Origin of the sequence: Sphingomonas sp. SORGH_AS_0879 (genome assembly GCF_030819175.1) — a bacterium.
In the GTDB taxonomy this organism is placed as follows: domain Bacteria; phylum Pseudomonadota; class Alphaproteobacteria; order Sphingomonadales; family Sphingomonadaceae; genus Sphingomonas.
Map to the genome: position 1 here is coordinate 1,174,096 of NZ_JAUTBJ010000002.1, position 26,388 is coordinate 1,200,483.

A 26,388-nucleotide genomic window follows, 5' to 3' on the forward strand; every position below is an offset into this window, starting at 1 on the left:
AGCACCGTTCGTCGCAATCAATGTTGCGGCGCGGCGGATTTCATGGTCGTCTGTCTTCGGCCCGTTCAGCATTGCGTTAACGAGATCGGCGCATGATGATCGGGCAGTCTCGATGGGCGGGGTAAAGGATATGGGATCGAGGAACAGACCGGCCGAAGGCACGATGACATTGGCCGAGATGAAGGAATTTGCGGGCTTCGCGGCGGCGACCCAGCGTTACATCCGCCGGTCGCTCGACATCGGGCTGGACCGTGAGGATGCGATGGCCCGCTGGTCGCGCGACGTGGTCGAGGCGGCAAGCATCCGCGCCCAAGCCCGGCTGTACCGCAACCTGCCCGAAATTCGGCACCTGATCCCGGTCGACAGCGGCCTGGAATCGCTGGAGCCGTTCATGGCCCCCTTCGTGACGATCGCGGCGTTCGATCTGGGGCAGGGGCGGCTGACCAGCTTTTCGGCCTTCCGCTTCCTTTATGAGCGGCTGATCGGGGCCGAGGTGCGGCCCTGGCTGCCGGCGGTCTTCTGTTCGGCGGCGGCGCTGCCGCATCTGCATCCCGAATTGCGGCGCAAGCTGCTCCAGTCGATCAGCGAGGCGGCGGCGACCGCGGCAGGCTGGTCGAGCCGCCAGCCCGCCTTCTTCCCGCATTGGGTGGAGAAGGTGGACACCAACGGCACCTCGCTGGCCAATTGATCGCCGAAGAGCGCGCCGGTCAGCGACAGGCGCGCCAGCCCATCGGCCCGCGATAGGCCTGGTCGAGATGGAAATGATCGGCATGGGCGGCGTTATAGTCGGGCGACAAGGTGGTCGCGAACAGATCGCATGCCTCGTCGCGGACCCGGCGCAGGAATTGCCCGGTCTTTCCCTGATTGCGCCAGTCGCGCAACACGCTGATCCGGCGACCGTCGCTCAGGCGAAACCCCGCGATATCGACCGCATTGGCGCGCGCATGTTCGCTCCAGTCGCTGGAACTGCGACCGTTGATCCGGCGGCAATTATAGCTGCCCAGATGATCGATCGCGACGACCTCCGCCCCCAATAGCGCGCGGGCGGCGGGCTGGACGCTGTTCCATTCCCATAAGGCGAGCGAGGCGGCGACCGGGCAGGAGACGCCGAGCGAGGCGGGCCGATAGCCGACCGACCGCGCGCCGCCGGTTGCGAAGCGCACCGCATCGTCATAGCCGCACTGTCCGCCCGTCGAGCGTGGCGGCAAGGCGGTATAGGCGATCCCCGCCTTGTCGAGCAGCGCCAGGCACGCCGCCCGGTCCCGGGTCAGTGCGGTCAGCTTGCGCCCGGTGAACAGCCCGACCGGCTGGCCGAGATCGAGCGGCGCCCAGGGCACGTCCTGTGGCCGCTGCCGCACCAGAGTCCAGATCAGCAGCGCCAGCATCGCCGATCCGGCGATCAGGACCATGACGGTCGTCCATCGCCGGAGCGCGCGCATCACCCGCGTCTGGCGGCGGTGACGGGCTCCGAGGTGATCGGATAGCCCATATCGTCGGGGATGCAGATCGATGGCACGCCGTTACGCTCCGCCTGGAAAGGAACGATCCGCCGGACCGGCCAGGCGCGGGCATCGGCCATGGCAGAGGGGAAATCCCGATACTGGGCCAATCGTTCCAGCGTCCGACGGGTCGGGAAGATGATATGGATATCCCCCCGGTCCGCCGCCGACAGGGCGGCCTGCGCCGTCATCCACCGCGCGGCGGCGGTTTCGCCCCCGTCGATGATCGGGGTGGAGGCGTGGCGCGGTATCTCCGCCAGATAGAAGCGCGCATCGAACCGACGCACGGGGACATGTTCGGGACACCATCGGGCAAACGGTGTCAGCGCGGCCTCCTCGATCCGCAGGTGCCGTTGGGACAGCGCCGCCGCGAAGGACTGGCCGCGAGCCATGTCGGCGCGCAGGTCCGCGATGGTGATTTCATCGGGATTCGGCATCAGGCCGGCCGCCAGCCCGACTTCCTCGATCGTCTCGCGAATGGCGGCGATGCGCGCGGCGCTGTCGTCCGGATCTGCGGCATCGGCGGGCACCATGGCATGGTCGCCGGGATCTACCCGACCACCGGGAAAGACCATTGCCCCGCCCAGAAAGGCCAGCGCCGCGCCGCGTTCGACCATCAGGATTTCGGGAAGGGCGTCGCGCTCCGCCCCTTCGCGCATCAGGATCAGGGTGGCGGCGGGAATGGGATCGGGGATCATCGCGGCGTCAACGCATGGCATGCGGGATCGGGCAAGAGCCGGACGGCGTCAGCGATGGGGGAGAAAAGCACCGGCATATCGTCCGGTAAAAGGGGTGGTGGAGCTGAGGGGAATCGAACCCCTGACCTCTGCAGTGCGATTGCAGCGCTCTCCCATCTGAGCTACAGCCCCGCCCCATATCCCGACCGTGGTCGGGAGCGACGCCATTAGCCGGTGATCCGGGGCGACGCAACACTCCAAAGCGGCGGGCTGCGAAAATTTTTCCGCCGCTTTCGGCCTTTCGCATCGGGCATTCCGTCGTGCGGAGCACCCCGGCCACGGAACAATGTCTTGATCTTCCTCATTGAAACCGTCGGAAGGTACGGCCCGCCGGACGAGCGGCGTCGGCCCCCGCAGGACCGATTTTCAGGAGGGTTTAGGATGGCTTACGATCGCTATTCCCGCGACGCCAATCGTGGCGGTCGCGACTTCGACTATGGCCGGGATTACGGCTCGGGGCGGGACTACACCTATTCCAGCGCGCGCGATTACGAAGCGGCGGGCGCGTTCGACGACGATCGCGATGACAGCCGCAACGACAGCCGTCGCGGTTACGGCGCGCGCGACTATGGCCATCAGGGCTATGGCCGCCAGGGCTATGACCGGGACGACAGCTATCGCGGCTCACGCCAGGATTTCGGCGGTCGCCAGAACGAAGGCCGCTATGGCGAAGGGCGTTCGGGTTCGGGCGATTATGGCTCCTATGGGCGCGACAGCTATCGCGGTGGCCAGCGCGACTATGGCCGCGAAGGCTATCGACCCTCGGGCTATAGCGACACGACGCGCGGTTACGGCGATTCCGCGCGAGGCTATGGCTATACCGGCGATCGCTATGGCCGGGACGACCGCCAGGGTCGCGGCGATCAGGGCCGCCAGCAGTCGGGCCGCGACTATGGTCGCCAGCCGCAGGGCTATGACTATGACGATCGCGGCTTCTTCGCCCGCGCAGGGGACGAGGTCCGTTCGTGGTTCGGCGACGAGGAGGCGGAGCGCCGCCGCGAGGCCGATGCCCGCTTCGACGAGCGTTACTATGCCGCGCAGGACCACGACTATAATAGCTGGCGCTCGGGCCAGATCGCCGCGCTCGACCGCGATTATGACGAATATCGCAGCGAGAACCGCACCAAGTTCGAGAACGAGTTCAGCAGCTGGCGCACCGAGCGCGAGGGGCAGCGCGGCCTGTTGTCCAAGGTGACCGAACATCAGGAAGTGCTGGGGTCGGACGGCGCGCATGTCGGCACCGTCGACAAGGTGCGCGGCGATCGCATCCTGCTGACCAAGAACGACCGCGATGCGGACGGCCAGCACCACTCGATCCCGTCGCGCTGGTTGAAGTCGGTCGAGGACAAGGTCACGCTGACCAAGACCGCCGAAGAGGCCAAGAGTCACTGGCGCGAAGAGGAAAACGCCCGCGCCATGTTCGGCGATCGCACCAGCGAGACCGGATCGAACCGCTACGGCCAGTCGAACGCCTATGGTCAGTCGAGCAGCTACGGCCAGACCGGCCAGGGCACGACCGGCACCACCGGTCAGAGCGCTACGGGGGCGACCTCGACCACCGGCGGTTCGACGGCGTCGACCAGCACGAGCGGCACGACCACGGGCAGCACCTCGGACACCAACCGGGGTTACTGATAGAAAAAAACGTCACTAACTGGTGACTTTTCTTGGAGGGCTCGGGTGGACTTCACCCGGGCCCTCTCCCATGTCCGCCGCAGACGATGAAAAGGATATGAGCATGAAAGCTTGGACGCTGGCAAACCGCCCGCAGGGGATGCCGAAGCCACAGGATTTCGCGTTGATCGAGCAGGCGCTGCCCGAACTCGCCGAGGGGCAGGTGCGGGTGGCGAACCGCTGGTTGTCGGTCGACCCCTATATGCGCGGGCGGATGAACGACGTGAAAAGCTATGTCCCGCCCTTCCAACTGGGCGAGCCGATGCAGGGCGGCGCGATCGGCGAGGTGGTGGAAAGCCGCGCGGACGGCCTCGCGGTCGGCACGCTGGTCAGCCATATGGCGGGCTGGCGCGACGAGGCGGTGATCCCGGCGTCGCAGGTCCAGCCGCTGCCCGATCTGTCGGTCGATCCCCAGGCCTTTCTGGGCCAGTTCGGCATGCCGGGCATGACCGCCTATTACGGCCTGCTCCGCATCGCCGAGGCCAAGCCGGGCGACACGGTGTTCGTGTCGGCGGCCGCGGGCGCGGTCGGATCGACGGTGGTTCAGATCGCCAAGGCCAAGGGGATGACGGTCATCGGATCGGCGGGCGGCGCGGACAAGGGCGAATGGGTACGCTCGCTGGGGGCCGATAAAGTCATCGATTACAAGGCGGGCAAGCCGGTGGTCGAGGCGCTGGGCGAAGCGGCACCGGACGGGATCGACGTCTATTTCGACAATGTCGGCGGCGACCATCTCGACGCCGCGCTGGCCCATGCGCGGCCGGGTGCGCGCTTCGCCATTTGCGGGATGATCGACGTCTATAACGACGCCAAGCCGACCAGCCTGAAATATTTCGCCCGCCTGATCGGCAATCGCGTGCGGATCCAGGGGTTCATCGTCTCCGACTTCAAGGATCAGGAAGGCTTCTACCGCGACATGGCCGCGATGCTGGGCGAGGGGAAGTTGCAGCGGGAGGAGACGGTCTTCGAAGGGCTGGACCGGATGCCCGAGGCGTTTCTGGCGCTGTTCTCGGGCGGTAATAAGGGCAAGATGCTGGTGAAGCTGTAAGGGCTATTAAAGCCCCCCTCCCGCAGGCGGGAGGGGTTGGGGGAGGGGAGTGCCACGAGCGTCGTCCTGTGGGGCGTTCCCTCCCCCCGACCCCCTCCCGCTTGCGGGAGGGGGAGTGTGCTGGGCGGGCGCTGGCCCTTCAATAACTCCCCTCCCGCAGGCGGGAGGGGCTGGGGGAGGGGAGTGCCGCGAGCGTCGTCCTGTGGGGCGTTCCCTCCCCCCGCCCCCCTCCCGCTTGCGGGAGGGGGAGTGTGCTGGGCGGGCGGCGGGCCTTTGATAATTCCCTTCGGCAGACAGCCGGGCTATCCCTGCCGCCTCAAATTGCGCCCGAGAACGTATCGCACTGGGCGGGATCGCCGGTTTCCATGCCGCGACGAAGCCAGCGCATCCGCTGTTCCGACGAGCCATGGGTGAAGCTGTCGGGCACGACCCGCCCGGTCGCTTCGCGCTGGAGCGTGTCGTCGCCGATGGCGCGAGCGGCGGTCATGCCTTCCTCGACATCGCCGGGCTCCAGCCGGTCGCGGTTCTTCGCCGCCCAGACACCCGCATAGCAATCCGCCTGCAACTCCAGCCGGACCGACAGGGCGTTGCCCTCCGCCTCGCCCGCCGCCTGTTGCGCCTGGCGGACCTTGTCCGACGTGCCGAGCAGCGTCTGGATATGATGGCCGAACTCATGCGCGACGACGTAATTGCGGGCGAAGTCGCCCTTGGCACCGAAGCGGTTGGCCAGCTCGTCGAAGAAGCGTGTGTCGAGATAGATGGTGCGGTCGGGCGGGCAGTAGAAGGGGCCGACCGCCGACTGCGCCACGCCGCAGCCCGACTGGGCCGAGTTGCCGACGAAGAAGCGCAGGCCCGGCGCCTCGAAGCGCTGGCCGCTGTCGGCGAAGATCTTCTCCCAGGTGTTGTCGGCGTTGCTGAACGCCTGGCAGGCCTCACGCCGCTCGGGCGAGGCTTCGCAGATCTGGCGTGCGCTCTGCTGGCCGCTGTCGGCGGACCGGGTCACGGGCGCATTGCCCCCGCCGGTCAGCAGGCCGAGCGGGTTCATACCCAGCACGGCCAGGATGATGAGCACCACGACGATCCCGCCGCATCCGAAGCGGCTGCCGATCAGCGGGAGCAGGCCGAACAGCAGCCCGCCGCCGCCACCGCCGAAACCGCCGCCGGGTTGCGCCTCTCCGACATTGATGTCGTTGTCATAATCGTCGAGCCGCATGGCACCGTCACCCCTTTGTCGTTTCGCCCGCCTTTCGGGTCTTGCCGCTTTGAACCCGCAAGGCCTTGCGGCGGTTGCACGACCGGTAATCTGGCCGCATGGTGCGCGCCATACCAGGGGAGAATGGCATGTTCCTGAAGGGCAAGACGGCGGTGATCTCGGGCTCCACCTCGGGGATCGGGCTGGCTTATGCCAAGGCGCTGGCGGCGGAGGGCGCGAGCGTCGTGCTGAACGGTTTCGGCGATGCCGACGCGATCGAGACGGAGCGTGCCGCGCTGGAGACGCTGAGCGGTGCGACGGCGCTCTACGACCCCGCCGACATGACCCGGCCCGAACAGATCGCCACGATGATCGAGCGCGCGGTGGCGGAAACCGGATCGGTCGATATCGTCATCAACAATGCCGGTATCCAGCATGTCGCCCCCATCGCCGAATTTCCGGTCGAGAAATGGGACGCGATCATCGCGATCAACCTGTCTTCCGCCTGGCATATGATGCGCGCGGCGATCCCGCATATGCGTGCGACGGGCTGGGGACGGATCATCACCACCGCCTCGGCGCACAGCCTGGTCGCCAGCCCCAACAAGTCGGCCTATGTCGCCGCCAAGCACGGCGTGGTCGGCATCACCAAGACGGTGGCGCTGGAAGTGGCGACGGACGGCATCACCGCCAACTGCATCTCGCCGGGCTATGTCTGGACGCCGTTGGTCGAGAACCAGATTCCCGACACGATGAAGGCGCGGGGGATGAGCCGCGAGCAGGTGATCGACGAGGTTCTGTTGAAGGCGCAGCCGACCAAGGAGTTCGTGACCATCGAACAGGTCGCGGCACTGGCGCTGTTCCTGTGCCGGGACGAGGCGAAGTCGATCACCGGCGCGAACCTGTCGGTCGATGGCGGCTGGACCGCGCAATGAGGGCGGCGGCGGCCCTGCTGGGTGCGGCGATGGCGTTGGGCGCGGTCGGTACGGCGGTCGCGCAACGGGTCGAGCAGGCGGCGGACTGGCGGCTGGCGGCGACCGAGGATGACCGCGTTCGCCTGCGCGGCTGGCGCACCGCCTGGGTGAAGGGCATCGCGCAGGCTCGGGCGGGCGGATCGGCGGCGGCGGTCGCGGCGCTCGGCTCGCTGGCGGACCCGGATCATTCGATCGCGGAGCCGGGCCTGCCCGATGGCGATTATCGCTGTCGCACGATCAAGCTGGGGTCGCAGGGCCGCGCGCTGCTGACCTATGTCGCCTATCCCTATTTCCGGTGCCGCGTGTCGGACGACGGTACTCAGTTGACCAAGCTCGACGGGTCGCAGCGGCTGAGCGGGCGCATCTTTCCCGATACCGATGCGCGCAGCATCTTCCTGGGCACGTTGATCCTGGGGGATGAGGAGCGCTCCTATGCCTATGGGCGCGACCGGGCGCGCGACATGGCGGGGGTGCTGGAGCGGATCGACGCCCAGCACTGGCGGATCGCCTTTCCCTATCCGGCTTATGAATCGGTGGTCGACATACTCGAACTGGTGCCCGCCGGCGGCTGAGGCGCGGGGGCTGGGGCTGCGATGGTCGCGGGCGTTGCGGTCGGCAGCGGTGGGAGCGAGGCGAGATAGGTCTTGCCGTTCTGGCCAATGATCGTGACCCGGTCGGCATTGGCCTGCGCCACGGCCTTCAGATAGGAGCGCGGCTTCTTCATCAATTCGGGATGATCCAGCCCGACCAGCCCCAGCCGCCGCGCCGCCTCCTGCACGAAATGGACGCAGTTGCGATTGTTGAGATTGTAGCGCGCGTCCCCGGTCTTCTCGTCCCAGGCGGCGACGAGCGCCAGGATATCGGCATATTGCGCGTCGCTCATGACATAGGAGAATTGCGCGTCGCTGGTCGAGATGTAGAAGGGCTTGGAGATGTCCAGCCGCCCCTTGACCGTGCCCATCAGCAGCGCGGGCGAGACCGATTTGGCGGTGAAGCCGTAATTGGCGTCGACCGGCGCGCCATTGGCATCGATCGTTCCGCGCAGGGAAAAGAAGCTGTGCGGGAAGCTGTTCCCCAGCTCATGGCTCCAGAAGGTGATCGTGACCGCCGCCTGTGCGGGCAACGCACAGCCGAGCCAGAGCGTCAGGGCAATGGCGATTCGCATCAGCTTCGTCATGGCGATCCTTATAGCGCGGCGGGCGACACGGGCGGAGCGGCATTTTCATGCTTCTCCGGCCGGATATAGATGGAGGACAGGCTGGGGACCGCACGGCGCAGATCGTCCTCCAGCACCTCGATCATCGTCTCGGCGACGCCCATGGGCAGGCTGTCGTCGAAGTCCGCGCTGATCGCGGCGAAGATGCTGTCGGGCGCGGTATGGATGGTGCGGACATGGTTGACCCGCGTGATCCAGGGGCGCGACGCGACGATGGTGCGGATGGTCTCCACCACCTTGGGGTCGGCCCGCTCGCCGATCAGCAACCCCTTGGCCTCGCGCGCCAGCAGGATCGCGACCAGCCCCAGCACCATCCCGATCAGGATCGAGGCGACGCCGTCGATCCGCGGGTCGTCCAGTGCGTGCGACAGCCACACGCCCAGCCCCGCGATGACCAGACCCGCCAGCGCCGCCGAATCCTCGAACAGCACGATGAAGCCCGCCGGGTCCTTCGACTCATGGATCGCCTGCCACCAGCCGCTATCGCCCTTGGCGCGCGAGAATTCCCGCACCGCGATCGTCCAGGACGCTCCTTCCAGGGCGAAGGCGATGGCGAGCACGATGTAATTGACCGTCGGGTCGCGCAGCGGCTCGGGCGTCTGGACATGCAGCCAGCCCTCATAGATCGAAATGCCCGCGCCCAGCGCGAAGATCAGGATCGCGACGACGAACGCCCAGAAATACAGCTCGCGCCCATAGCCGAAGGGGTGGATCGCATCGGGCAGGCGCTTGGCGCGCTTCTGGCCATAGAGCAGCAGAATCTGGTTGCCGCTGTCCACCACCGAATGGACGCCCTCGGTCAGCATCGAGGAGGACCCGGTGATCCCCGCCGCGACGAACTTGGCCACGGCGATGCCCAGATTGGCGGCGAGCGCGCCATAGAGGACGAGGTTCTCGCGAATACGCGCGGTCAGGCCGGTGTCGGGCATGGGCGGATAAGCGTGCGACCGGGATGCTTGTTCCGCTGCCCGAACAAACCCCGCCGATGGGCATCGGCGGGGTCGCTTCCTTCCCCAAGGAAGAAGGGGGCACTTCGATGTCGCTCCGTGCGAACGGAGGGGAACTCGGCACCAACCTCCGTTCAGCCTGAGCGAAGTCGAAGGCCAAGGGACGACCTCAGGACGCGATCCGGCCCAGTCGGTGATAGAGATGCGCGAACTTGATCGAGCGGGGATCGTCGGCGACGCGCTTGACGTGTTCGGCGATGGCTTCCTTCATCAGGGCGAAGTCTTCGGTCGAGAAGACGGCGCGGCTGCGTTGCGGTTCGGTGGGCATGACATTCTTTCCTTGGCTGGTCGGGTCAGGCGGCGCGGACGAACTGCGCCGCCTCGGTGGATTCGGCGAGGGCGGTGGTCGAGCTGTCGCCGCCCGCCACCATTTGCGCGATCAGGTCGAAATAGCCGGTCCCCACCTCGCGCTGGTGGCGGGTCGCGGTATAGCCATGGCGCTCGGCGGCGAATTCGGCCTGTTGCAGCTCGGAATAGGCCGCCATGCCCCGGTCGCGATAGCCGCGCGCCAGCTCGAACATGCCGAAATTGAGCTGGTGGAAGCCGGCGAGCGTGACGAACTGGAACTTATACCCCATCGCGCCGATCTCACGCTGGAAGCGGGCGATATCGTCGCGGTCGAGATTGGCCTCCCAATTGAAGCTGGGCGAGCAGTTATAGGCCAGCATCTTGTCCGGATGCTCGCGGCGGATCGCCTCGGCGAAGCGGCGGGCATCGGCCAGGTTGGGCTTGGACGTCTCCCACCACAACAGGTCGGCATAGGGGGCGAAGGCCAGGCCGCGCCGGATGCAATGGTCGACGCCGGTCCCGTCCTTCAGTCGGAAAAAGCCCTCCGCCGTCCGCTCGCCGGTCAGGAATTCGCGGTCGCGTTCGTCCACGTCCGAGGTGATCAGCCGCGCGCTTTCCGCATCCGTCCGCGCGCAGATGACGGTCGGCACCCCCGCCACATCCGCCGCCAGCCGCGCCGCGGTCAGGTTGCGGATTTGTGCCGCGGTCGGGATCAGCACCTTGCCGCCCAGATGGCCGCACTTCTTCTCGGAGGCGAGTTGATCCTCGAAATGCACGCCCGCCGCGCCCGCCGCGATATAGGCCTTCATGATCTCATGGCAGTTGAGCGGCCCGCCGAACCCGGCCTCGGCATCGGCGACGATCGGCGCGAACCAGTCGCGCGTCGCACCACCCTCTGCATGTTCGATCTGGTCGGCACGGGCGAGCGTCGCGTTGATCCGCCGGGCCAGATCGGGCCCGGCATTGGCGGGGTAGAGCGACTGGTCGGGATACATCTGTCCGGCGGTGTTGGCGTCCGCCGCGACCTGCCAGCCCGACAGATAGATCGCCTTCAACCCGGCGCGCACCATCTGCATCGCCTGATTGCCCGACAACGCGCCCAGCGCATGGACATAATCCTCGGTCTTCAGCAACTCCCACAGCTTCAGCGCGCCGCGCCGGGCCAGCGTATGCTCGACGGTGATCGATCCGCGCAGCCGGGCGACATCGTCCGGGCTATAGGGGCGGGCGATACCGTCGAACCGACCGGCGGGGGCGGGCACGAGGTCTTGGAAGCCGGTCATCGCGATGTCCTTTACAAAATGGCTGTTCTTGACGACCCTTTGTGGGCGGTTCGATCGCTCCTGAGAATGAGGCTCGTAGGTTTCTCGGCGTCGTCGCGTCGGTGGCGATCCGGTCCTTCGATGTCCTGTTGTAAAGAATTGACAAGGCCCGACACGGCGAGGCAGCCTGACTTTCAACGACAGGAGAGCGGCGATGGCCGGGGCCAAGTTGATCGCGGGTCATGCGGTGCGGCGGGTGCGGCGTCAGCATGGACTGTCGCAGGCGGCGATGGCGGAGATGCTGGATATCTCGCCCAGCTATCTCAACCTGATCGAGCGCAACCAGCGCCCCGTCACCTCGACATTGCTGGTGCGGCTGGTCGAGGCGTTCGACTTCGACCCGCGCAGCCTGACGGCGGATGCGCCGGGGGGCGGGGCGGCGGCGATGCGGCGGCGGCTGGCCGATCCGATGTTCGCCGATCTGGAGATCGACCGCACCGACCTGGAAGAATGGCTGGCCGCCGCGCCCGCCGGGGCCGAGGCCTTCGCCCGCGCCTTCGACCGGCTGGGTGGTGGCGCGGGGGATGGAGTGGCGCAGTCCGCCACACCGGACCCGACGATGCTCGTCCGGCGTGAGATCGAGCGGTGGCGCAACCACTTCTCCGATCTGGATGCAATGGCGGAGGAACGGGCCGACGAATTGCGGATGACGGCGGGCGACCTGTACGGCGCACTGGCGGAGCGGTTGCGGGTTCGCCATGCGCTGACCATCCGCATACTCCCGGTCGATATCCTGCCCGACCGGCTGGTGCGGCTGGACCTGCATGCGCGTCAGTTGCAACTGTCGGAATTGCTCGAAGGCCCCGCGCGCGTCTTCGCGCTGGCGGTGCAACTGGGGCAATGGGAGGCGCGCGCGGAGATCGAGGCGCTGGCCCGGGGCGCGGCCTTTGGCGATCGGATCGCCGAACGGCTGTTCCGCCGCTACCTGGCGCAATATTTCGCCGCCGCGCTGGTCATGCCCTATGCCCGCTTCCTGCGCGCCTGTGAGGCGACCGGTTATGACACCGCCATCCTCCAACGGCGGTTCGGCGTCTCGTTCGAGCAACTGGCGCATCGGCTGACCACGCTCAACCGGGTGGGCGCACGGGGGCTGCCCTTCTTCCTCATGCGGCTCGACCGGGCGGGGCAGGTGTCCAAGCGGTTCGCCGGAGCCGCCGATGCCGCGCTGGTCGAGGCGAAGGGCGTGTGTCCGCTATGGAATGTCTTCGATGCCTTTGGTCGGCAGGGGGAGCCGCTCTATCAGGCGGTGGCGATGCCCGACGGCGCGCATTTCGTCACCCTGGTCCAGGCGGGCGCGCGCGCAGGCCGATCGCTGGCGGGCGTCACCGCCAGCTTCGCGGTGGTCATCGGACTGGAAGCCGGGCTCGCCGGTCATCTCGCCATGGCGCGCGGACGCGATCCGGTCGGCGAAGCATCGCCGATCGGGCCGGGATGCCGCCGCTGCCTGCGGATCGACTGCCCACAGCGTGCCCATCCCCCGATCGGTCGCGCTTTGTCGGTCCAGGAGCGCGAGCGTCCGCTCAACGCCCTCCATTTCGCCGGCGACTAAAAGCATCCGCCCTTCACCAAAAATAAGGGCCTGACATATTATATACCGGTGGATGAGTTGGTTAGCCCGTCGGTTCCGTTCGCTTGAATTTCGTTTCGCAGCGATGCTGACGGCCGTCTTCTGCATCTTCATGGCGCTGAGCGCGGCCAGTTGGCTGCTCAACCGGCAATTGCTGGCGACGATCGAATCGAGCCGCCGGATCACCACGGTGCTCGAAGCCTATGGCGCTCAAGAGGCCAGCTTGCGCCAGTTGCACAAGTCGGTCTTGAACCTGCCCCGTTACCCGCAGGAACCTGGGGCGGATGCGCGGTGGAACCGGATGCGGCAGACGATCTTCGCCCAGCTTGGGGATTCGAACGCTGTCGCCGAAAAAATGCCCTCCGGCCTTCGCAAGTCGGAGGAGGACGTGCGCCGGGCCGAGCGTGACCTGGCGCGCGCGACGGTCGCTCTGGTGCGGCGGGCGCAGGATCGTCCTGAAACCATCGCCGTCACCCTGCCGGGCTTCGAGGGCGCGCTGCGGCGACTGGAATATCGCCGGGACATCTTCCGCCAGCGGCTGAGGCAGGAATTGAACGCGCGTACCATGCTGGTCGAGGCATTGACGCGTCGGGCGCTCGTCCAGATGGCGCTGGCCGCCACCTTCATGCTGATATTGGTGAGCGGGCTGTTCCTGTGGCTGCGTCGCCGGATCATCAGGCCGTTGATGGCGATCGTCTCGGCGGTGCGCGCGATGAGCGCGGGGCGCGCGCTGCCGCCCCTGTCATCGATCCGGCGGGCCGACGAGCTGGGCGAACTGGCGCGCGGGCTGCAGGCGCTATCCGCCGCCGCCGAGGAGCGCGAACGTATCCAGCGGCAGGTCGAATATCTGGCGCATCATGACAGCCTGACGGGGCTCGCCAATCGCGTCGTTTTCGGCAAGCGGCTGACCGAGGCGTTGCGGACGGGAAGGCGCATCGCGCTGCTCGCCATCGATCTGGACGGGTTCAAGGGGGTGAACGACACGCTGGGCCATGCGCAGGGCGACGTCATGCTCCGACGCGCGGGGGCGGTCCTGACCGAGGCCGCGCGTGAGGGCGACGTCGTCGCGCGGATCGGCGGCGACGAATTTGCCATCGTCCATCATCTCCGACCCGATGAGCGGGACGCCTCGGCACTGGTCGAGCGGATCTATGCCGTCATCGACGCCGATCCGGGCAGCCCGGCCATCCGCCTGAGCATCGGTATCGCCCTGTCCCAGCGTCATGGGCAGGAGGGCGACGAACTCCATGCCTGTGCCGACATCGCGCTCTACCGGGCCAAGGCCGATGGCCGCCACCGCGCCAGCCATTACGACGCCGGGATGGACGAGGAACGCCGCCAGCGGAACTGGCTGGCGCATGAATTGCGCGATGCGGGCCTGCGCGGCGATATCCGGCTGGCGTTCCAGCCGATCGCCGATTGCGCCACCCGCACTGTCATCGGGCAGGAGGCGCTGGCGCGCTGGACGCACCCGGTGCTGGGGCCGATCAGCCCCGATGTCTTCATCGCCATCGCCGAGGAAAACGGCCTGATCGTCGAGATCGGCCAGCGGCTGTTCCTGCAGGCCTTGGCCATCTTGCGCCAATGGCCCGCGCACTGGATGATGGCGGTCAACCTGTCCCCGGTGCAGTTGCGCGATCCGGAACTCGCCACGCGGATGCTCGCCACGATCGTCGGGCAGGGCGTCGACCCGCATCGGATCGAGGTGGAGGTGACCGAGGGCGTCCTGATCGACCACCGCGAAACCGCGACCGCCAATCTCAGCATGCTCAGGAGTGCGGGCATGCGGATCGTCATGGACGATTTCGGTACCGGCTATTCCTCGCTCAGCAGCCTTCAGCAATTCCCCTTCGACAAGATCAAGATCGATCGCAGCTTCATCCGCGCAATGGGCGAGCATGGCCCGGCGCTGTCGATCGTCCGCGCCTCGATCGGACTGGGGCGAAGCCTGAACATCCCGATCGTCGCCGAAGGGGTGGAGACGGAGGCGCAACATGCGATGTTGTGCCAGTTGGGATGCGATCAGATTCAGGGATATCTGATCGGCCGCCCCATGGCTTTCCGATCCGAAGCGGCGTGATGACTCCAGGCGAGTTGCTGGGTCAGTAGCCGTATCACGTCATGCCCGGCATAGGGCTTGGGGACGAAGCGCACGCCTTCGGGCAGATCGTCGGGCAGGTAGCTCTGCTCGCCGGATGTGACGAGGACGGCGACATGCGGATGCGTCCGGTGGATCCGTGCCGCCAGCGCCGCTCCGTCGAGGGAGCCGGGCATCGCCACATCGGTGAAGACCGCCTGTATCTCCGGATGCCGTTGCAGAGCGATCAACGCCTCGTCGGCGCTGGCCGCCTGGATCACGACATAGCCCGCATCCTCCAGCGCGAATTGCACATGGAGCAAGAGCAGCGGCTGGTCCTCGACGATCAGGATGGTGGGGGCGGCGGGCATCATAAGTGGGGTATAAATCTCCGCCGGGATGCCCGTTCCAGAACTTAATTTGAGATAATGCTTGGCGGCGGGGTCAAGCGCCGCTTTCGTCGAGTCGCCCAATCTGTTCCTTGGTTAGCGTCAGGGTCATGGCGGGCATCAGTTCGGACAATTGTTCGACACCGGTCGCACTGGCGATCGGTGCCGTCACACCGTCCTGCGCCATCAGCCAGGCTAGGGCCACCTGCGCCTGCGTCGCGCCGGTTTCCTCCGCCACCTGGTCCAGCGCGGCGAGGACCTCCGCGCCCTTGCCACGCAGCAACTCGCCCATCCTGCCGCCGCGCACGCTTTGCGACAGGTCGGCCTCGTTGCGATATTTGCCGGTCAGGAAGCCGGCGGCGAGGCCATAATAGGGCACGACGCCGATATTCTCGGTGATGCAGTAATCCTGAAGCTCGCCTTCGAACTTGTGACGGCTGACCAGATTATATTCGGGTTGCAGGACGTGGAAGCGCGGCAGTCCGGCGTCGCGCGCGGCCTCGTTGGCGGATTTCAGCCGTGCGGCATGGAAGTTGGACGCACCGATGACGCGGACCTTGCCCGCCTCGACCAGTTTGGCGAAGGCTTCCATCACCGCCTCCTGCGGCTGATCCTCGTCATCCTGATGCGCGAAATACAGGTCGATCCGGTCGGTGCCGAGCCGCCGGAGCGACGCCTCCGCCGCCGCCGCGATCCGGGCGGGGGCCAGCTTCTCGCCGCCTTCGCCCGGCAGCATCCCGACCTTGGTGGCGATCAGCACCTGCTCGCGCTTGCCGCTGGTCTTCAACCATTCGCCGATCATCGTCTCGGACTCGCCGCCCTGATGGCCGTCCACCCAGGCGGAATAGACGTCCGCCGTGTCGATCATCGTGCCGCCCTGGTCGACGAACGCGTCGAGCACCGCGAAGCTGGCCGCCCGGTCGGCGGTCCAGCCGAACACATTGCCGCCCAGCACCAGCGGCGCGATCATCAGGTCGGTCGAGCCCAGGCGGCGAAGCGGCGTGTCGGTCATGGACGATCAGCTTTCATTGTCGGTGGGATTTTCCGCCTCAACGTTCGAAGGGGCCATCGCGTTCAGATCGATCGCATTGGCGTCGAGCATCGCGGCGGCCTCGTTCAACTGGCGGTTCTCTTCGGCGCTCAGGCCGGTGGGCTGGTCGCCGGACGAACAGGCGGCGAGCGAGAGCAGCGCGGCGGTCAGGAGGATACGGGTCATGCCGTCATCATGGCGCAGCCGGGGGTCGATGGGGAAGGGGCTTGCGAAACCCGAACGGAACCCTTCGCAGGCCGACGCGCGTTGTCGCGGCCTGCTTATCCGTATCCGAGAGGTGACGTCATGCTCGCATCGTTCAAAATGGGTCTGGTCGGCGGACAACGTGCGATGACGCCGCTGGCCGCCGTGTCGATCGCGGCGGCGCGGGGGCAATTGCCGCTGGGCAAGGGCGTGCTGCGCTGGTTGGGCAACCCCGTCGTCGCGGCGGGTACGCTCGCGCTCGCGATCGGTGAGATGGCGGGCGACAAGCAGAAGACCGCGCCCGACCGAATCGTGCCCATCGGGCTGGTCGCGCGCTTCACGACCTCCGCCATCGCGGGGGCGGCGCTGGCCGACCCGAAGCGTCGTTGGCTGGGCGCGGCGATCGGCGGGGTGACGGCGGTGGTCGCCTCCTATCCCGGCTGGCGCGGCCGGATGGCGGTGCTGGGCCGTTACGGTCAGACCAAGACGGGCTTTGCCGAGGATGCCGCCGTACTGGCAGGCGCGCTGGGGATCGTGCACGGCCGGAGCGTCAAGGCGGCGTGACTCATGACACGACCGCCGAAGCCGTGAGGCTCCGGCGGTCGGCAGGCCGGTTCAGAGGAAAGGATTGCGGTGCGGCGCGGGCGTCTTGCCGTTCATCATGCGGAACAGCGTCCACTCCTCGACGATCTTATTGCCGGGCAGATAGCATAGCCCGACCGTCGCGCCGTCCGGCAGCTTGGCCATCACCGAACGGCCGCCCATCTTGCCGCAAAAAGCGGATGCGGGGTTGGGCATGGCCTGCGCGACGCCCGGCAGGGCCAGCGCGGCGCAAGCGACGATCGCGTACAGGGACTTCATGAGAAACACCTCCATGGTTGATCCTCTGCAATCCTTATCATCGCGAAATGAATGCCCGATGACGGCCGACTAAAGCGGGATGACAGGAGAGCGTTCCAACCCCCCGGTCCGTCCGCTGAAAGGGATCTCTGCAAAACCCGCCAGACCATCCCGGCGAAGGCCGGGATCCAGTTGGGAATACGCTGGTAAACCACTACCATCGCTACGTAACTGGACCCCGGCCTTCGCCGGGGTGATGCGTGAGAGAAGGGGAGGTGAACTTTCGCAACGATCCCCGGAAGGGGAGGGGTGATGCAACGAGCTTTCCTCCCGACCTAAAGCGATAGTAGCGTCCACTTCTCATCGGCCTGGGCATTGGCCAATACCGCCTCGACAAAGGCCATGGTGCGCAGGCCGGATTCCAGGCCGGGGAACCAGGTCGCCTCGCCCAATGCGCCGCCCTCCGCTGAGCCGCCATCGCGCAAGTTTCCCGCGACCGCGCGGTAGAGGTTGCCGAACGCCTCGATATAGCCCTCCGGATGGCCCGAGGGGGTGCGCAGTCGTGGCAGGGTGGTCCCGGACAGGCCGGGGCCGCCCGCCCGCACGATCTCCGCGGGACGGTCGAGCCAGCGCAGAGTGAGCGTGTTGGGCTCCATCTGCGACCATTCCAATCCGCCCTTCTCGCCGTGAATGCGCAGGCGCAGGCCGTTCTCCTCGCCCGCCGCCACCTGCGTCGCGCGCAACGTGCCGCGCGCGCCCTCGGCAAAGCGGAGCAGGACGTTGACATCGTCGTCCAGCATTCGCCCCGGAACATGGGTGGTCACGTCCGCCGACAAGGCCTCGACCGTCAGGCCGGAGACATGCTCGGCAAGCTGGAAGGCGTGGGTGCCGATATCGCCCAACGCGCCGCCCAGCCCCGCGCGGGCGGGATCGGTGCGCCATTCGGCCTGCTTGTTGCCCTCGCGGTCGAGCGGGCTGCTGAGCCAGCCCTGGACATATTCGACATGGACCAGCCGGATCGCCCCAAAGTCGCCGCGTGCGATGCGGGCGCGGGCCTCCTCGACCATGGGATAGCCGCTATAGGTGAAGGCGAGGGCATAGAGTTGGCCGGATGCGCGTGCGGCATCCGCAATGGCCTTGGCTTCGGCGAGGTTCATCGCCATCGGCTTTTCGCTGAACACCGGAAAGCCCGCGTTCAGCGCGGCGATCGCCATCGGCGCGTGGAGGTGATTGGGGGTAACGATCGCCACCGCGTCGATCCGCTCCCCCTCGGGTCGGGCGCGTTCGTCGGCGAGCAGCGCCTCGATCGAGGCGTGGACCCGGTCGGGGGAGAGGCCGAGCGATTCCCCGCTGCGTCGGTTGCGCTCCGCATCGCTGCTGAACGTCCCCGCGACCAGTTGCCAGTCGCCGTCCAGCGCCGCCGCCATCCGGTGCACGCCGCCGATAAACGCGCCTTCGCCACCGCCCGCCATCGCCAGTTTCAGCTTGCGTCCCGCCATCATCCACTCCTCTCGTCCGTCGCTCGATCGGCGACATTCCCTGCTTGCACCGAAGCGGTTTACCGGTAAACTCGCCCGTGAACCAGCGAGTCTGGGAAAGAAAATGACAGGAGAGAGAGAATGAGGCAGCTATTTTGGCTGGCCGCATTGCCGGGTGCCGTGGCGCTTGTCGTGGCCGCGAATGCGCCATCGACGGCCCAGTCCGCCCCCGCCGCCGGGGCGCAGGCCTTCGCCGCCTGTCGCGCCTGCCATACGCTCAACAAGGGTGGCCGCAACGGCGTCGGCCCCAATCTGAACGGCGTGTTCGGTCGGCAGGCCGGGACGGTTCCGGGCTTCAACTATTCGCCCGCGATGAAGGCGTCCGGGTTGAAATGGGATGACAAGACGCTGGGTGAGTTCATCGCCGCGCCGATGAAGAAGGTGCCGGGCACGCGGATGCCGATCGGCGTTGCCGACCCCGCCAAGCGCGCCGCGCTGATCGCATATCTCAAGGCCGAGACCGCCAAATGAGCGCGGGCGCGATGCGCGGACCGAGCATTTTCCTGGCCCAGTTCATGGGCGACGCCGCGCCGTTCGACACGCTGGATTCGGCGGCGCGCTGGATGGCGGAGGCGGGCTATGAGGGCGTGCAGATCCCGACCTGGGACGCGCGCTGCATCGACCTGAAACTCGCCGCCGAGAGCCAGGATTATTGCGACGATCTGGCCGGGCGTTGCGCCGATGCCGGGGTGGCGATCACCGAATTGTCGACCCATTTGCAGGGTCAGTTGGTCGCGGTCCATCCGGCCTATGACGCGGCGTTCGACGGCTTTGCGCCCGAAGCGGTGCGAGGCAAGCCCGCCGAGCGACAGCAATGGGCGGTCGGGCAACTCCTTTACGCCGCCAGGGCGAGTCGGCGGCTGGGGTTGAAGGCGCACGCGACCTTCTCCGGCGCGCTGCTCTGGCCTTTCGTCTATCCCTGGCCGCAGCGGCCCGGCGGTCTGGTCGCGGAAGGCTTCGCCGAACTCGGCAAGCGCTGGCGACCGATCCTTGATGCGTTCGAGGAAGAGGGCGTCGACCTTTGCTACGAACTCCATCCGGGGGAGGATCTGCACGACGGCACGACCTTCGAGCGGTTCCTGGACGCGGTCGGCGGCCATGCCCGCGCCAACATCCTCTACGACCCCAGCCATTTCGTGTTGCAGGCGATGGACTATCTCCAGTTCATCGATTTCTACCACGACCGCATCCGCATGTTCCACGTCAAGGATGCCGAGTTCAACCCGACCGGCCGCGCGGGTGTCTATGGCAGTTACAGTGAATGGATCGACCGGCCCGGACGATTCCGCTCGCTGGGCGACGGGCAGGTCGATTTCGGCGGCATCTTCTCGAAGCTGACCCAATATGGCTATGCCGGTTGGGCGGTGCTGGAATGGGAATGCTGCCTGAAGCACCCGGAGGACGGCGCGCGCGAAGGGGCGCCCTTCATCGCCGCGCACATGATCCGCCGGGCGGAACGCGCCTTTGACGACTTCGCCGGTGGGGGCGATCCGGCCGCCAACAGGCACTGGCTGGGACTTTAAGATGGCATAGGCTTGACCATCCGCCCCGGAGAGTAAAGCCTGACAAAAAATACAGACGGGAGAGGGGCATGGAAGCGATACCGGGCAATCGGTCGCGGCTGTTCTGGCTGAGCGTGCTGGCGCTGTTTACGGCGGCGGCAAGCGCGGCCTTGCGCGCGGCGGTGGCGAGCAGCCTGAAGGTGGAGTGGATCGATCCCATCGCGCCGGTCGAAGCGGGCGAGTTGATCGGATCGGCGCTGGGTTCGGCCTTTCTGGGCTTTGCCGCGACCTTGTTCGTGGCGAGCGCGCTGCTCGACCGGATCGGTGCGCGGCGGATGCTGATCGGCTGCGGCCTGTGTTTCCTGATCGGAACGGCGGCGATCATCGGGGCAGGCCAGGTCGCCACCGGCATGGCGGTCTATCACATCGTCTGGGGCGGGATGCTCCTGAGCGGGATCGGCTGGGGGCTGGCGGAGGCGTCGATCAACCCGCTGACCGCGCGGCTTTACCCGGAAGAGACGACTCACCGACTGAACGTCCTCCATGCCTGGTATCCCGGCGGGCTGATCGTCGGCGGGCTGGCGGGCGTGTTGCTGGCCGAACTCCTGTCATGGCAGGCGATCATGGCGCTGGTGCTGATCCCGGCGCTGGGCGTGCTGGTGATGGCGGCGACCACGCATTTCCCGCCGGTCCCGCGCGAAGTCCGTGACGTCGGTTTCGGCGGCATGATCGCGGAGGTGTTCAAGCGCCCCAGCTTCTTCGTATGGTTCGGCGCGATGTTCCTGACCGCCGCGTCCGAACTGGCACCCGGCCAGTGGCTCGACGTGGCGCTCAGCAGCCGGGTGGGCATGCGCGGCATTCTCCTCCTCGTCTATGTCAGCGCGCTGATGTTCGTGTTCCGCCATTTCGCCGGGCGGATCGCGGGGCGGCTGTCCAATCCGGGGCTACTCTGGGTGTCGAGCCTGATGGCGGGGATCGGCCTGTTCCTGCTGTCGCGGGCACAGTCGCCGGTGGCGGCGATCCTGGCTTCGACCGTCTGGGGGCTGGGCGTCTGCGCGATGTGGCCGACCATGCTCGCCTCGGTCGCCGAGCGTTATCCGCGCGGCGGGGCCTGGGCGCTGGGACTGGTCGGATCGGCGGGGGCGCTCGCCAGCTTCTTCGTGCTGCCCCGGCTGGGCGCGATGTTCGACGCCGCCAAGGTCGAACTGGCCGGTGGACCGGAGGCGTTCAAGCGGCTGACCGGTGAGGCGCTGCGTCAGGTCGAGGATGCGGCGGCGTCGCAGTCCTTCGCCCGGCTGGCGCTGGTGCCGGTGATCCTGTTGTTCGTCTTCGGCGGTATCTGGCTGGCCGAGCGCCGCCGTCCCCGTCCCCAAGTCGCGGAGACTGTCGCATGAACTGGTCGCGTCGCACCGTCATTGGCGGGCTCGCCGCCGCCGCACCCGTCGCGGCCTTGGCGGGGCAGAAGGCGGGCAGATCGTCCAACGCCGCGCGCTTTGCCCTGGGCTTCGCGCCGCATCTGGGCAGCTTCGCCAGCCGGGGGGAGAGTTCGGTCGAACAGATCGCCTATGCCGCGGATCAGGGTTTCTGGGCGTGGGAGGACAATGAATATCGCCTCCGCCCCGTCGCGGAGCAGGAGGCGATCGCCAAGGCCTTGCGCGACCGGAAGATGACGATGGGCGTGTTCGTCGCCTCCATGCCCAAATGGTCGGAATCGCGCCCCTTGCTCGGCGGCGATGACGATGCCGAGCGGCAGGCTTTTCTCGCCGATATCCGCAGCGCGGTCGATGTCGCCAAGCGGGTCGGGGCCAGGCATATGACCGTCGTCACCGGCTTCATGGACAAGAAGCTGCATCCCGCGATTCAGCAGGGGCGGATCATCGACCTGATGCGCCGCGCGGGCGATATCGTCGCGCCGCACGGGATGACGCTGGTGATGGAGCCGCTCAACACCCGGACCAACCATCCGGGCGTGTTCATGCAGTCGATCGCGGAAGGCTATGCGGTGGCGCGCGGGGCGAACAGTCCGGGCGTGAAGGTGCTCGCCGACCTCTATCACGAGCAGATCCAGTCGGGGAATCTGATCCCGACGATGACGCTGTGCTGGGACGAGATCGGCTATATCCAGTTCGGCGACAATCCGGGCCGAAACGAGCCGGGCAGCGGCGAGGTCAACTATGCCAATGTCTGCCGCTTCCTGAAGGAGCGCCGCTATGCCGGGGTGATCGGCATGGAGCATGGCAATTCGGTCAAGGGCCGGGCGGGCGAAGAAAAGCTGATCGCGGCATACCGCGCGATCGATCCGACAGCATGAGGAGGGGAGCGATGCGGGCATTTCCATTGATCGCGTTGGTCATGGCGAGTGGTGCCACGGCGCAGGACAAGCCGGGCCTGGGGTTCCGCGACACGCCGATGCTGCCCGGCGGCCAATGGCATGTTCATGACCCAGACCGGCCCGCACCCAAGGTGGTGACTCCGTCCGCGCAACCCGGCGGTGCGCCGTCCGACGCGGTGGTGCTGTTCGACGGACGCTCGATGGATGCCTGGACGCCCAGCGGCAAGCCATGGCTGCTCCAGAACGGGGTGATGACCGTGCCGCCGCGCGACGGCAAGGGCGAGAGCCTGTTGGTCAGCAAGCAGAGCTTCGGCGATGTCCAGATGCATCTCGAATTCCGCTCGCCCAACCCGCCGCGGAAGAGTTCGCAGGATCGCGGTAATAGCGGCATCTGGTTCATGCAGCGCTATGAGGTGCAGATCCTCGACGGCTATGACAACCCGACCTATGCCGATGGGCAGGTGGGGGCGGTCTATGCCTGGAAGCCGCCGCTGGTGAATGCGGCGCGAAAGCCCGGCGAGTGGCAGAGCTATGACATCATCTTCGAGCGGCCCCGCTTCGTCGCCGATGGCAAGCTGCTGCGGCCCGCTTATGTCACCGCTCTGCTGAACGGCGTGGTGGTGCAGAACCACCAGGCGATGCTCGGCACCACCATCTGGCGGCAGGTGGAGAAATACCAGGCGCATGGCGATGCCGCGCCGATCCAGCTTCAGGATCACGACTCGCCCGTTTCGTTCCGCAATATCTGGGTCCGCCCGCTGCCGCCCGAGGCGATCGCGCAGGACCTGCCGGAGGATGCCCGATGATCGCCCACCCCCATATCGACCGCAGACACGCCCTGGCGGGGATCACCGCCATGTTCGGCTCCGCGCTGTTCGCCCCCATCGCCCGTGCGGCGGGTGCGGTCGAGCAGACGCGAGGGAGCATCCCCGTCATCTCCGACGGCCCGCCCAGCGTCGCCGTCTTCACCCCGACCCAGCGCGCGACGATGGTCGCCCTGTCGGAGCGGGTGATCCCGACCACCGACACGCCCGGCGCGATCGCGGCCAAGGTGCCCGAGTTCATCGAGAAAATGCTCGCCGACTGGTCGCTGCCCGAAGACCGGGTGCCGATCATCGCCGGGTTGAACGCGATCGAGGCGCGAAGCCAGAGCGTCAACCGCACCCCCGCCGCCAAGGCGACGCCCGCGCAACAGGACACGCTGCTGACCGAGGCGATGGAGGGCGTCCTGCCCGAAGGCCGCGCCTTTTTCGAGCCGTTCCGGCAACTGGTCATCACCGGCTATTACACGTCGGAGATCGGCATCACGCAGGAGCGCGAATATCTGCCCGTGCCCGGCGAATATAATGGTGCCTTCCCCTATTCTCAGGTCAACAAGGTGTATTCGGCATGATCGATCGGCGTTCGCTCATGGGGGCTGGCCTTGGCCTTGGCGCGGCGGCGCTGGTGCCGGGTCGCGCACAGGCCGCGCAACTCGGGGCCATCGGGTTGCAACTCTATACGATCCGCGAGCTGTTCTCCGCCGATCCGGTCAAGACCTTGGAGGCGGTGGCGAAGATTGGTTACCGCGAGATCGAATATGGCGGTGGCGGCTATGATGCGATGGACCATGCCATGCTTCGCCGCACGCAGGACCGGCTGGGGCTGAAAGCGCCATCGGTTCATATCGGTTACGACGCGCTGCTTGGCGATTTCGACAAATGCGTGACGATGGCCAAGACGCTGGGCGCGGATACGGTCGTGCTGCCCTATATGACCGACGAGCATCGGACGGAGGCGGGCTGGAACGCGGCGCTGCCCAATTTCAACCGCTTCGCCGAGGGGCTGAAGAAGGCTGGTCTCGGCTTCGCCTATCACAATCACGATTTCGAGTTCACCAACAAGCCGGGCGGCGTCAGCCTCTATGAGCGGTTGCTCAAGGGCACCGACCCGGCGCTCGTGAAGCTGGAGATCGACCTCTATTGGGCGATCCATGCGGGCGAGGATGCGGCGGCGCTGATCCGGCGGCTGGCCGGGCTGCGGATTTACGCTTACCACGTCAAGGATGCGCGCGCCGACGGCAGCATGACCGCGGTGGGCGCGGGCCGGATCGACTTCGCCGCGCTCTTCAAGTTGAACAGGCTGGCGGGCGTGAAGCATTTCTATGTCGAGAATGATCAGGCGCCCGCGCCCTATCTGCCCGACATCACGACCAGTTTCCGGACGCTGCGCGCCTTGCGCTTTTAAGAAAACGATAAAGGGAGGATAGCCATGGCGGCGACGAACCGTTTCGACGCGATCGTGATCGGGTCGGGTATCAGCGGCGGTTTCGCCGCCAAGGAACTGACCGAAAAGGGCCTGCGTGTCCTGATGCTCGACCGGGGCGTCATGGTGGAGCATGGCGAGGGCTATCCCTATGACGGCAAGCCGCCGTTCGAGGTGCCCGCGCGCAACATCATGCCCAAGCCTTTGGTGGAGAGCGACTATTTCATCGCGAAATATGGCTATGTCGCGCCCAGCAACCAGAAATTCTACAATGACGACCGGCTGAACCCCTATGCCTATGACGAGGGGAGCAAATTCTACTGGATCCGGCCCGGCGCGGTGGGCGGCAAGTCGCTGATCTGGGGCCGCTGGTCCTTCCGCTGGAGCCCGGACGATTTCGAGGCGAACAAGCGCGAGGGCGTCGCCGCCGACTGGCCGATCCGCTACGACGATGTCGCGCCCTGGTACTCGTACGTCGAGAAATATATCGGCGTGTCGGGCTCGCGCGAGAATCTGCCCTATCTGCCCGACAGCGAATTCCAGCCGCCGATCCCGATGAACGTGGCGGAGAAATGGTTGAAGGAACGGCTGGAGGGCCAGTTTCCGGGGCGCAAGCTGATCCACACCCGCCTGTCCAACATGACCGAGGACAAGCCCGACCAGAACCGCACCAAATGCCAGTTCCGTAACCAGTGCGGCAATGGCTGTTCCTTCGGGGCCTATTTCTCGACCCAGGCGGTGACGCTGCCCGCCGCGCGCGCGACCGGGCGGCTGACGCTCCAGTCGGATGCGGTGGTGACGGGGATCGATTACGATCCTGCCAAGAAGAAGGTCACCGGCGTCCGCTATATCGACGCGAGGACGGGGCAGGCACAGACGGTGGCGGCGAACCTGGTCTTCGTCTGTGCCTCGGCCATGGCGTCGGTGCAGATCCTGATGAACTCGCGCGCGCCGGGCTCGGAGCGGAGCCATTTCGACTCGAGCGGAACATTGGGTCGTTACGTCATGGACCATATCTTCCGCGTCGGCGTGTCCGGCGAGATTCCGGGCATGGACGACCTGATCGAATATGGCCGCCGTCCGGGCGGGGTCTATGTGCCGCGCTTTCGCAATCTGAAGGGCGACGAAGGGCTGGGGTTCAAGCGCGGCTATGGCTATCAGGGGTCTGCCTATCGCAACGCCGCCAAGCCGGTCGGCTTCGGCGCGGAGATGAAGCACGGGATGCGCCGCTATGGCCCATGGCAGTTCAGCATGGGCGCGTTCGGCGAGTGCCTGCCCTATGAAGACAATCGCATCTCACTCCACAGCAGCAAGGCCGATCGTTTCGGGGTGCCGTTGCTGAAGTTCGACGTCACCTTCCGCGACAATGAGCTGAAGATGATGGCCGATGCCCGGCGCGAGGGCGAGGCGATGCTGCGCGCGGCGGGGCTGAAGAACGTGACCAGCGGCGAGCAGGAGCATGTGCCCGGCGACGCGATCCATGAAATGGGCGGCGCGCGCATGGGCGCGGACCCGCGCCAGTCGGTGCTCAACAAATGGAGCCAGGCGCATGACGCCTCCAACCTCTATGTCACCGATGGCGCACAGATGGCGTCGGTGTCGTGCGTCAACCCGTCGCTGACCTTCATGGCGCTGACCGCGCGTGCGGCCGATCATGCGGTCAAGGGGTTGAAGGCGGGGGCGGTCTGACGCGCGGTTCGACGGGTGG

28 protein-coding genes and 1 tRNA gene are annotated in these 26,388 nt (G+C 66.8%); 16 read left to right on the plus strand and 13 right to left on the minus strand.

The annotated features are described in order from the left end of the window. Window positions 1–130 precede the first annotated feature (130 nt). The gene (locus QE379_RS06270) at window positions 131–688 is read left to right on the plus strand and encodes a hypothetical protein (protein ID WP_306998899.1); all 558 of its coding nucleotides are present in this window, start codon (window positions 131–133) and stop codon (window positions 686–688) included. Window positions 689–707: 19 nt separating this feature from the next. Here QE379_RS06270 and QE379_RS06275 read toward each other — a convergent pair whose 3' ends face one another. From QE379_RS06275 to QE379_RS06285, 3 genes are all read right to left on the minus strand, one after another. Further along, window positions 708–1,439 (minus strand): extensin family protein, encoded by a 732-nt coding sequence (locus tag QE379_RS06275; protein ID WP_307003105.1) that lies wholly within the window; start codon window positions 1,437–1,439, stop codon window positions 708–710. Then, the gene (locus tag QE379_RS06280; protein WP_306998901.1) at window positions 1,439–2,197 is read right to left on the minus strand and encodes an NUDIX domain-containing protein; all 759 of its coding nucleotides are present in this window, start codon (window positions 2,195–2,197) and stop codon (window positions 1,439–1,441) included. Before QE379_RS06280 ends, QE379_RS06275 begins: the two co-directional genes overlap by 1 nt. 95 nt (window positions 2,198–2,292) lie before the next feature. After that, window positions 2,293–2,368 (minus strand) — tRNA-Ala (locus QE379_RS06285). A 249-nt stretch (window positions 2,369–2,617) separates the two neighbouring features. Here QE379_RS06285 and QE379_RS06290 point away from each other — a divergent pair. Beyond that, window positions 2,618–3,871, plus strand: coding sequence for a DUF2171 domain-containing protein (locus QE379_RS06290; protein ID WP_306998903.1), 1,254 nt, complete (start codon window positions 2,618–2,620; stop codon window positions 3,869–3,871). 103 nt (window positions 3,872–3,974) lie between these two features. Beyond that, the gene (locus QE379_RS06295; protein ID WP_306998905.1) at window positions 3,975–4,958 is read left to right on the plus strand and encodes an NADP-dependent oxidoreductase; all 984 of its coding nucleotides are present in this window, start codon (window positions 3,975–3,977) and stop codon (window positions 4,956–4,958) included. Window positions 4,959–5,274: 316 nt separating this feature from the next. Here the strand turns inward: QE379_RS06295 and QE379_RS06300 are convergent, their stop codons facing one another. After that, a complete protein-coding gene (locus tag QE379_RS06300) occupies window positions 5,275–6,171 on the minus strand; it encodes a neutral zinc metallopeptidase (RefSeq protein ID WP_306998907.1) in 897 nt (298 codons plus the stop codon). A 128-nt stretch (window positions 6,172–6,299) separates the two neighbouring features. On the opposite strand from QE379_RS06300, the gene QE379_RS06305 reads away from it, so the two are divergent. Together QE379_RS06305 and QE379_RS06310 are read left to right on the plus strand one after the other, a co-directional pair. Beyond that, window positions 6,300–7,085: a 3-hydroxybutyrate dehydrogenase gene (locus QE379_RS06305; RefSeq protein ID WP_306998910.1), complete on the plus strand. Its 786-nt coding sequence runs from the start codon at window positions 6,300–6,302 to the stop codon at window positions 7,083–7,085. After that, window positions 7,082–7,696, plus strand: a complete 615-nt coding sequence (locus tag QE379_RS06310) for a DUF4893 domain-containing protein (protein ID WP_306998912.1) — start codon at window positions 7,082–7,084, stop codon at window positions 7,694–7,696. Before QE379_RS06305 ends, QE379_RS06310 begins: the two co-directional genes overlap by 4 nt. Here the strand turns inward: QE379_RS06310 and QE379_RS06315 are convergent. From QE379_RS06315 to aceA, 4 genes are all read right to left on the minus strand, one after another. Beyond that, complete coding sequence (locus QE379_RS06315; protein ID WP_306998914.1) at window positions 7,648–8,301, minus strand: hypothetical protein; 654 nt, start codon at window positions 8,299–8,301, stop codon at window positions 7,648–7,650. The genes QE379_RS06310 and QE379_RS06315 overlap by 49 nt on opposite strands. A gap of 8 nt (window positions 8,302–8,309) precedes the next feature. Further along, complete coding sequence (locus QE379_RS06320) at window positions 8,310–9,269, minus strand: cation diffusion facilitator family transporter (protein WP_306998917.1); 960 nt, start codon at window positions 9,267–9,269, stop codon at window positions 8,310–8,312. A 187-nt stretch (window positions 9,270–9,456) separates the two neighbouring features. Then, window positions 9,457–9,615, minus strand: coding sequence for a hypothetical protein (locus tag QE379_RS06325; protein ID WP_167345467.1), 159 nt, complete (start codon window positions 9,613–9,615; stop codon window positions 9,457–9,459). 25 nt (window positions 9,616–9,640) lie between these two features. Then, window positions 9,641–10,918, minus strand: coding sequence for an isocitrate lyase (aceA, locus tag QE379_RS06330; RefSeq protein ID WP_306998920.1), 1,278 nt, complete (start codon window positions 10,916–10,918; stop codon window positions 9,641–9,643). 193 nt (window positions 10,919–11,111) lie between these two features. Here aceA and QE379_RS06335 point away from each other — a divergent pair, with 193 nt between their 5' ends. After that, window positions 11,112–12,506, plus strand: a complete 1,395-nt coding sequence (locus QE379_RS06335) for a short-chain fatty acyl-CoA regulator family protein (protein WP_306998922.1) — start codon at window positions 11,112–11,114, stop codon at window positions 12,504–12,506. Window positions 12,507–12,609: 103 nt separating this feature from the next. Next, window positions 12,610–14,604 (plus strand): bifunctional diguanylate cyclase/phosphodiesterase, encoded by a 1,995-nt coding sequence (locus QE379_RS06340; protein WP_306998924.1) that lies wholly within the window; start codon window positions 12,610–12,612, stop codon window positions 14,602–14,604. On the opposite strand, the gene QE379_RS06345 is transcribed toward QE379_RS06340, so the two are convergent. From QE379_RS06345 to QE379_RS06355, 3 genes are all read right to left on the minus strand, one after another. Further along, window positions 14,553–14,975: a response regulator gene (locus QE379_RS06345; RefSeq protein ID WP_306998926.1), complete on the minus strand. Its 423-nt coding sequence runs from the start codon at window positions 14,973–14,975 to the stop codon at window positions 14,553–14,555. The two genes, QE379_RS06340 and QE379_RS06345, sit on opposite strands and share 52 nt — an antisense overlap. A gap of 70 nt (window positions 14,976–15,045) precedes the next feature. Continuing rightward, a complete protein-coding gene (locus QE379_RS06350) occupies window positions 15,046–16,002 on the minus strand; it encodes an aldo/keto reductase (protein WP_306998928.1) in 957 nt (318 codons plus the stop codon). A 6-nt stretch (window positions 16,003–16,008) separates the two neighbouring features. Beyond that, window positions 16,009–16,206 (minus strand): hypothetical protein, encoded by a 198-nt coding sequence (locus QE379_RS06355; protein WP_306998930.1) that lies wholly within the window; start codon window positions 16,204–16,206, stop codon window positions 16,009–16,011. Window positions 16,207–16,326: 120 nt separating this feature from the next. On the opposite strand from QE379_RS06355, the gene QE379_RS06360 reads away from it, so the two are divergent. After that, window positions 16,327–16,788, plus strand: coding sequence for a DUF4126 family protein (locus QE379_RS06360; RefSeq protein ID WP_306998933.1), 462 nt, complete (start codon window positions 16,327–16,329; stop codon window positions 16,786–16,788). A 51-nt stretch (window positions 16,789–16,839) separates the two neighbouring features. On the opposite strand, the gene QE379_RS06365 is transcribed toward QE379_RS06360, so the two are convergent. Together QE379_RS06365 and QE379_RS06370 are read right to left on the minus strand one after the other, a co-directional pair. Then, window positions 16,840–17,085, minus strand: coding sequence for a DUF333 domain-containing protein (locus QE379_RS06365; RefSeq protein ID WP_306998935.1), 246 nt, complete (start codon window positions 17,083–17,085; stop codon window positions 16,840–16,842). A 314-nt stretch (window positions 17,086–17,399) separates the two neighbouring features. Continuing rightward, window positions 17,400–18,563 carry a Gfo/Idh/MocA family protein gene (locus QE379_RS06370; RefSeq protein WP_373461847.1) on the minus strand — a complete coding sequence of 388 codons (1,164 nt, stop codon included), beginning with the start codon at window positions 18,561–18,563 and terminating at the stop codon, window positions 17,400–17,402. Between the two features lie 120 nt (window positions 18,564–18,683). Here QE379_RS06370 and QE379_RS06375 point away from each other — a divergent pair, with 120 nt between their 5' ends. From QE379_RS06375 to QE379_RS06410, 8 genes are all read left to right on the plus strand, one after another. After that, entirely contained in the window at window positions 18,684–19,073 is a 390-nt protein-coding gene (locus tag QE379_RS06375; RefSeq protein WP_306998939.1) for a cytochrome c family protein, read from the plus strand. A gap of 11 nt (window positions 19,074–19,084) precedes the next feature. Further along, window positions 19,085–20,125 (plus strand): sugar phosphate isomerase/epimerase family protein, encoded by a 1,041-nt coding sequence (locus tag QE379_RS06380; protein WP_373461736.1) that lies wholly within the window; start codon window positions 19,085–19,087, stop codon window positions 20,123–20,125. 68 nt (window positions 20,126–20,193) lie between these two features. Then, complete coding sequence (locus tag QE379_RS06385) at window positions 20,194–21,498, plus strand: sugar MFS transporter (RefSeq protein WP_306998942.1); 1,305 nt, start codon at window positions 20,194–20,196, stop codon at window positions 21,496–21,498. After that, window positions 21,495–22,415 (plus strand): hydroxypyruvate isomerase family protein, encoded by a 921-nt coding sequence (locus tag QE379_RS06390; RefSeq protein WP_306998944.1) that lies wholly within the window; start codon window positions 21,495–21,497, stop codon window positions 22,413–22,415. Before QE379_RS06385 ends, QE379_RS06390 begins: the two co-directional genes overlap by 4 nt. 11 nt (window positions 22,416–22,426) lie before the next feature. After that, window positions 22,427–23,242 (plus strand): DUF1080 domain-containing protein, encoded by an 816-nt coding sequence (locus QE379_RS06395; protein WP_306998946.1) that lies wholly within the window; start codon window positions 22,427–22,429, stop codon window positions 23,240–23,242. Continuing rightward, window positions 23,239–23,829: a gluconate 2-dehydrogenase subunit 3 family protein gene (locus QE379_RS06400; protein WP_306998948.1), complete on the plus strand. Its 591-nt coding sequence runs from the start codon at window positions 23,239–23,241 to the stop codon at window positions 23,827–23,829. Before QE379_RS06395 ends, QE379_RS06400 begins: the two co-directional genes overlap by 4 nt. Beyond that, a complete protein-coding gene (locus QE379_RS06405; RefSeq protein WP_306998950.1) occupies window positions 23,826–24,662 on the plus strand; it encodes a sugar phosphate isomerase/epimerase in 837 nt (278 codons plus the stop codon). The genes QE379_RS06400 and QE379_RS06405 overlap by 4 nt, the downstream gene beginning before the upstream one ends. A gap of 24 nt (window positions 24,663–24,686) precedes the next feature. Beyond that, entirely contained in the window at window positions 24,687–26,369 is a 1,683-nt protein-coding gene (locus QE379_RS06410; protein ID WP_306998952.1) for a GMC family oxidoreductase, read from the plus strand. Window positions 26,370–26,388 lie beyond the last annotated feature (19 nt).